This window comes from Anabaena sp. UHCC 0253, from assembly GCF_009712085.1.
Taxonomy (GTDB): Bacteria; Cyanobacteriota; Cyanobacteriia; order Cyanobacteriales; family Nostocaceae; genus Dolichospermum.
In genome coordinates, this window is the sequence record NZ_VILD01000012.1 from 82,014 (window position 1) to 89,351 (window position 7,338).

Sequence of the window (7,338 nt, forward strand, 5' to 3'; positions counted from 1 at the left end):
AGGTTACAGGTAACAGGTGACAGGGAAGAGTTAAGAAGGTTACAGGTTACAGGTAACAGGTGACAGGGAAGAGTTAAGAAGATGACAGGATAAAAGAAGGGAAGAGCGAAGGAAAAATTAAAAAACCAAAAATCAACTTTTATCTACTTCTTGACTGTCACCTGTCACCTGTTCCCTGTCACCTATTCCCTATTAATTACTGATGACCACTGATTCATCATTGATGACTCTTCATGTTCAATAAATAGGTTTCCCATCCCAAAAAGAAGCTCAATAGTGCCGCGATAGCCTACCTTGGTAAATAGACCATTTCCTAAACGATCATAAATGGGAATACCCAGACGATAGAGAGGAATAGAAAGGCGTTTAGAGATAGTATTTACATTAGAATTACCAATCAATAAATCAGAACCTAACGCCAACTTTTCAAAATCCTCCAAATCACCAATAGTGACATTCTTGATAGGAAGTGCTTCAAGTAAAGGAGAACGAGTTGTTGTTACAGCATTGTGAATTTGCGCCCCCATTGATTGCAAAAACCCAACCATAGACCATAACAAATCAGGTTCTAAAGCTAAAGATACTCGTTTAGAACTAAAATAAAAGTGAGTATCTAACATTGCATCTTGCAATTGCCGGCGTTGACGACGATATTTTTCAGGAACGGGATTTCCACTTAATAAAGATAACTTTTGCAGAAATTGATCTACAGGTTCTAATCCTATTAAATCTCTAAATACTTGATAACTAGTTCCAAACCGTTCCTCTAAAATTTTCGCCGCCCCCACCATACTTTCACCTAATGCTAAGGTAAAAGCTGAACTACCCAAAGAACGTAATTCTTTTAAAGTTGTACCACTAGCAGTTATAGCAGTATAACCATCTTCCAAATGTCCATCTAAAGAAGCACCCAAATCAGGAACAAAAATTGGTTCTAGTCCAAAAGCTGTCACCATTTCCCGAATTTCTAGCACATCTCCAGGAGTGATAGCAGCACCAGCTAAAATTGTGATTTGTTCCGGTTTAATTCCTCCAGCTTTAGGAATTTCTTTAACTATACTTTCTACCGCAACTGCAAAACCATCTTGCAATGCACCTTTAAAATCGGGAGTAGGAGCAAAAACAATTGCTAAATGATTAAGTTCAGGATGACGTTCTCGAATATCTTTCAAGAACATTTCTATATCATCACCTCTAGTTTCTGTTAACCCAGTGGTACACAAACCAATAATTTCCGGTTGTACCTTTTCCACTAAAGTGAGAATAGCTTGCTCAACATTTTCCTCACCACCCAAAATAGTAGTAACTTCCGTCATTGCGGTAGTAGCAAGAGGAATAGCTTCCCGAAAATGTCGAACCAAAACCACTTTTGCAAAAGCTGTACAACCCTGAGAACCATGAAATAAAGGCATAGTTCCCTTCAAACCCAAAAAAGCCAAAGAAGCACCTAAAGCCTGACTTTGTTTGAGGGGGTTTACAGTCACAGACTTTTCTGGAACAATTGCGATCGCCATAATAACTATAATCTCAAAATAATTTGTCAGTCGTAGGGGCGAAGCATTCGGAAAATAATTTTTGAGAAAAACCGATAATTTATCGCCCGAATGCTTCGCCCTTACCATCACCTGTCACCTAATTTATTCCCAAGGTGCTGGTTTACGAATTTGCTCCCAAACAGGGCTATATAAAGCCTCAGTCAACTCCCGCGCCATTTCCACCATCCCCACATAACCCGCATAGGGATGATGACGTTCTTGGTTAATATCTAAAAAGGGAACTCTCGCTTTCAAAGCAGTATATTGATTTCTGCCCCCAGCAATAAGCATATCTGCGTTAGTTTCTTGAATTAATTTTAGGAGTTCTGTAGCGTTCCCCTTCTCCAACATGATCCCATCATTACCCAACAAATTTTTGATTTTCGCTTTATCTTCTTCTGTACTTTTGCGTGTACTTGTCGCCACAACTTCAATTCCCAAATCCTTCGCAGCGGAAATAATTGACCAACTTTTCACACCGCCAGTATAGAGAACAACTCGCTTTCCTTTCAACTTGGCTCGATAGGGAGCAAGAGCAATATCTAAAGTCGCAGTTTCTTCTGCAATTAACTTTTCTGTCCGTTCCTGCAAATCAGCATCACCTAATTTAGCAGCCACAGTTCGGAGACAACGGTTAATATCTTTAATTCCATAAAATGACTCTTCAATGTAAGGAATTCCATAACGTTCCTGCATTTTCCGCGCCATATTTAATAACGCCCGTGAGCAAATCATCACATTTAATTTAGCCCGGTGAGCATAACGAACTTCATCATAACGAGCATCACCAGTAATTTTCGATAAAACCCGAATTCCTAACTTTTCAAATAAAGGTAAAACCCCCCACATTTCCCCAGCAATATTGTACTCACCAATTAAATTAATATCATAAGGTGTAGTATATTCAGGTTCAGCAGTTCCTACTACATATTCTAGTAAAGCTTCACCACCAAAACGATTACCAAGATTTTTACTACCAATAAATCCCGGCGCAATCACCGGAATAACCGGAGTTCCAGTTTTTTCTGCCGCCACCTTACAAACTGCATCAATATCATCACCAATTAAGGCTGTAACACAGGTAGCGTAAACAAAAACAGCCGCAGGTTTGTAATTTTCATTAACTTCTAAAATCGCCTTATAAAGCTTTTTCTCACCACCGAAAATTACATCATTTTCACCCACATCAGTAGTAAAACCTGTCTTGTACAACATTGGTCCAGAAGACAGACTACCACGACTTCCCCATGAATTTCCAGCGCAAGCGATCGGACCATGAACCAAGTGAGCAGCATCAGTAATTGGCACTAAAGCAATCATCGCCCCATCAAATGCACAACCCCCTTGAGCCGCACCTGGTTGAGCCTGTTGGGTACAAGATTTATTTTTCTTTTCTCCCTGTTTCTTTTGATTATGTTCGCATCCTGACTCACTCAACAACTCGTTAATTTTACTTTGGGTGACTTTCATTTTTATTCTCGTGCTAGATAGAATTTGTTAACATGACAAATCTTGAGTGAAATCCATCATAGTTATGAAGATTTCACTTATTTAGAATACAATTTGAACTAATGTATTTTTTTGCTCCTTTGTGCTTTTGTTCCTCTGCATCTGGGCGCGAAACAAAAACAAAATTAGGATCAACACAGGAGAGATATAACAAATATAATAATTCTAATTCCCCGAAAATAATCAAGTTTTTATACTTAATTTTTATTGATTTGTAGATTTTGCAGAAAATCTAATTAACTTAATAATTACACAGATAAACTTTCAAAAAAGATATGTATTTATCTGTATTTTCTAGGGTGGGATTTTCATAACATTTGTTTTTGCCAGAAAAAATCGAAAATTTATGGTATTGAAGATAACGTAATTCATCCTGCAAATAGATGAAAGGAATAAAAATAAAAGCTAGAAACTGGAGATAGGGGATAGGATTTTAGGTAAATTGCCTATGTCCCAATCCCCTTTGTTTATTCTCCAGGATGGGAAAATCCCACCCTTACAGACATTCTTAACGAACTAAGTCGTAAGAAATATCGGTCTTACCAGCAACATTGGTGTTGTTGTCAATTTCTTCAAATACTGTGTTCACAATCCAGTTCAACAGGTTGATGATACCTTTGTAACCAACAGTTGCATAACGGTGGTAGTGGTGACGATCCATGATAGGATAACCAATTCTTACCAAAGGTACACCACAATCGCGCCACAGGTATTTACCGTAGGAGTTACCAATTAACAGGTCTACTGGTTCTGTGAACAACAATGATCTTAGATGCCACAAGTCTTTACCACCCCAGATTTTAGCGGACTTACCGAAGACGCTAGAATCTAACAATTCTTGCAATTCTTTCTCGAATACTTCGTTGGTGTTGTGAACCAAGATATGTACAGGTTCAGCACCCATTTCTAGCATGAAACCAACTACGCTATAAACTAAGTCAGGATCACCGTAGATAGCGAAACGCTTACCGTGAACCCAAGCGTGGGAGTCAGTCATTGCGTCAACTGCACGACCGCGTTCAATTTCCAATTCTTCAGGAATAGCCTTACCAGTCAATTCGCTGAGTTTCATTAAGAACTCGTCAGTTCCCTTGATACCCCAAGGACGGGAAACTGAAACGTCTTGCTTCCAATCTTTAGCGATGTATTCACGGGTCTTGGTTGTGGAGTAAGCTTGAAGAGCAATAGTAGCATTAGCGTTAATGGAATCTGCTGCATCTTCTAGCTTAGTACCACCTGGATACATATTGTATTCACCATCACAAGGTGAGTCAACATAATCGCTGTTATCAGACAACAAGGTGTAGTCAATACCCATCAAAGAAGCAATTCGCTTAATTTCGCGGTTGTTTTCTACGTAGGTATCAAAACCAGGAATGAAGTTGATTTTGCCGTTGCTCTTGGTTTTCTTCTTACCTGCGGTTAAGGTAGTCAGAATTCCCTTCATCATGTTGTCGTAACCAGTGATGTGAGAACCAACGAAGCTAGGTGTGTGAGCAAAAGGTACTGGTAAATCTTGAGGAACTGAACCAGCTTCTTTAGCGTTACCAATAAATGACTGTAAGTCATCACCGATAACTTCTGCCATACAGGTGGTGCAAACAGCAATCATCTTAGGACTGTATAGCTTGTAGGAGTTAGCCAAGCCATCAATCATGTTTTGCAAACCACCGAACACAGCAGCGTCTTCTGTCATGGAAGAAGAAACGCCGGCGAATGGTTCTTTGTAGTGACGAGTTAAGTGGGTACGGAAGTAAGCCACACAACCTTGAGAACCTTGAACGAAGGGAAGAGTACCTTCAAAACCTACAGCCGCAAACATAGCACCTAAAGGTTGACAACCTTTAGCGGGGTTAACGGTTAAAGCTGTACGTTCAAAGTTCTTTTCCCGGTATTCCCAGCTTTTTGTCCATTCGGAAACTCGTTGGACTTCTTCTGGTGTGTGAGCGTTTTCAAACTGTTTCTTGTTTTCAAACAGTTGTTGGTATTCTGGCTGGTGGAATAGCTCAACGTGATCCTGAATCTTGTCTGGATTCTGAGGCATTTCTATATCTCCAAGCTGTGTATTGTGTTTGCCTTAGGGGCGGTGTTTCCGCTCCCTTTGGTGGGTTTGTCTGCCCGTAATCTTGTGGTGGGGAGTGCGAAATGTAGCTCAAAATTCAAAATGCAAAATCCAAAACTTAGAATTTTTAATTTTGAATCTTGAATTCCTAACTCCCCCCTGGGGCCAACCCCCAGACTATCCCTGTACTGGCAGGTTTTACCCCTATCTGTTCTCTAAACGGAAGCCTTAGCCTTTGCTTTAGCTTTTTGAGCTTTTTTGTTCCAGGGAGCGCCGATTAATCCCCAGGTTGGGCTGTTGAGTGCCAAATCCATGTCACGAGCGAAGATTGCGAATCCGTCGTAACCGTGGTAAGGACCGGAGTATTTATTTTGCTGGTTTAATAGCTTTTAACTCCGCTATGTTTGCAGTGAGCAATGTCAGGGATAAACTATGTTTGCAGTTAACTCCTTTATTTTTTGTCTAAATATAGTCTGAAAGATTCAGAGTTAAGTTTCGCGCAAAGGCGCAGAGGAGCAAAGACGCAAAGGATGAAGGAACAGCTATTATGGGAAATACAGCAGGTAAATCTGCGTTTGAAGTCTGCGAAGACTAGGGTAACAATTCGAGAATCAAATGGATGTCTGCAATTACGGGCAACTTTACCTATTAAACCGGGAGATGTGGATACAAGGGGAACGGGAAAGAAGCAATACAATCTTAGTTTGAATATTCCCGCAAATTTACTAGGTGTGAAAACTGCTGAGGAGGAAGCTTATGAGTTAGGTAAGTTAATTGCTAGGAAATCTTTTGTTTGGAATGATAAATATTTGGGAAGTGAGGCAATTAAAAAGGAGTTAATAACTATTGGTGAGTTATTGGTAAGGTTTGAGGAGGAATATTTTAAAACCCATAAACGCACGACTAAAAGTGAACATACTTTTTTCTATTATTTTTCTCGAATTAAGCGTTATACAAATGCTGATGATTTGGCAAATGGGGATGTTTTGATTCATGCGATTGAAAAAATAGATAAGGAATGGGCTAAATATAATGCTGTCAGGGCTATTTCTGTTTTTTGTCAACTTTTTAAAATTGAGATTAATTTAACTAATTATTCTAAAGTTCCTGAAAGTAATTCTCGGAATGTTCCTACTGATAAGGAAATAGTTACTGGATTTTATAAGTTTGATGAATATCTAAATAATCGCGGTAAGCAAGTTAATCAAGATGTGAAAGATAGTTGGCAATTATGGCGTTGGACTTATGGAATGTTGGCGGTTTTTGGTTTACGTCCCCGTGAGCTTTTTGTTAATCCTCATATTGATTGGTGGTTAAGTGATGAAAATTTAGATTTAACTTGGAAGGTTGATAAAGATTGTAAAACTGGTGAAAGGGAAGCTTTACCTTTATATAAGGAATGGATTAATGAATTTGATTTGAGAAATCCGAAGTATTTAGAAATGTTGGCAATAGCAATTAGTAAAAAAGACCAGAATAATCATGCGGAAATCACGGCTTTAATTCAAAGGGTGAGTTGGTGGTTTAGAAAAATCGGTTTGAATTTTAAACCTTATGATTTACGTCATGGTTGGGCAATTAGAGCGCATATTTTGGGAGTTCCGATTAAGGCTGCGGCGGATAATTTGGGTCATAGTGTGCAGATTCATACGAAAACTTATCAACGTTGGTTTTCTTTGGATATGCGGAAGTTGGCAATTAATCAGGCTTTGAGTAAACGGAATGAGGTGGAGTTGATTAAGGATGAAAATACAGGGTTGAAAATGGAGAATGAACGGTTAAAGATTGAGGTAGAGAAGTTGAGGATGGAAATGGTTTATAAACGGAGTTAAGTAATGCAGCATAATACTATTTAAATGCTTCAATTTGATCAGAATAAACATTAATTAGCTTGTGATCAATGACTAACATTTCAATCTCCGTCCAAACTTTAGCTAGAAATGAGTGAAATTCACGTTTTCGCATATTCCCAAAACGTAGATGCACTATTTTAGGTGGAGAAGAATCAACCATCAACCGATCTGAAAAATCTGCATCTTTAGTAACAATCACCAATTCTTTTTCCTTTGCATACTCCCAGATTTGGGTATCACTCGGACTATTCCCTAAAATAGAAACATGAATGATGGGTAAAGATGGAGTAAATTGGATTTTAGTAGGGAGATTTTCATCAAATAAAAACCCATTCATGCAATTTTTCTCACTTCGTAATGATTCCCCATCAGTTTTGCC

5 protein-coding genes are annotated in these 7,338 nt (G+C 38.8%); 1 reads left to right on the top strand and 4 read right to left on the bottom strand.

Annotated features, from left to right (window positions below; genetic code table 11):
- Positions 1-182: 182 nt before the first annotated feature.
- The 3 genes from nifN to nifK all read right to left on the bottom strand — a co-directional run bounded on the left by nifN (position 183) and on the right by nifK (position 5,088).
- Positions 183-1,514 carry a nitrogenase iron-molybdenum cofactor biosynthesis protein NifN gene (nifN, locus tag FJR38_RS25065; protein ID WP_168497545.1) on the bottom strand — a complete coding sequence of 444 codons (1,332 nt, stop codon included), beginning with the start codon at positions 1,512-1,514 and terminating at the stop codon, positions 183-185.
- 123 nt (positions 1,515-1,637) lie between these two features.
- Positions 1,638-3,005, bottom strand: coding sequence for a nitrogenase iron-molybdenum cofactor biosynthesis protein NifE (gene nifE, locus FJR38_RS25070; RefSeq protein ID WP_168497534.1), 1,368 nt, complete (start codon positions 3,003-3,005; stop codon positions 1,638-1,640).
- Between the two features lie 547 nt (positions 3,006-3,552).
- Positions 3,553-5,088 carry a nitrogenase molybdenum-iron protein subunit beta gene (gene nifK / locus FJR38_RS25075; protein ID WP_168498125.1) on the bottom strand — a complete coding sequence of 512 codons (1,536 nt, stop codon included), beginning with the start codon at positions 5,086-5,088 and terminating at the stop codon, positions 3,553-3,555.
- Positions 5,089-5,636: 548 nt separating this feature from the next.
- On the opposite strand from nifK, the gene FJR38_RS25080 reads away from it, so the two are divergent.
- Positions 5,637-6,938, top strand: a complete 1,302-nt coding sequence (locus FJR38_RS25080) for a site-specific integrase (protein ID WP_168540100.1) — start codon at positions 5,637-5,639, stop codon at positions 6,936-6,938.
- A gap of 16 nt (positions 6,939-6,954) precedes the next feature.
- Here FJR38_RS25080 and FJR38_RS25085 read toward each other — a convergent pair.
- On the bottom strand, positions 6,955-7,338 hold a 384-nt coding region (locus FJR38_RS25085), incomplete at its 5' end, for a DUF5615 family PIN-like protein (RefSeq protein WP_217360058.1).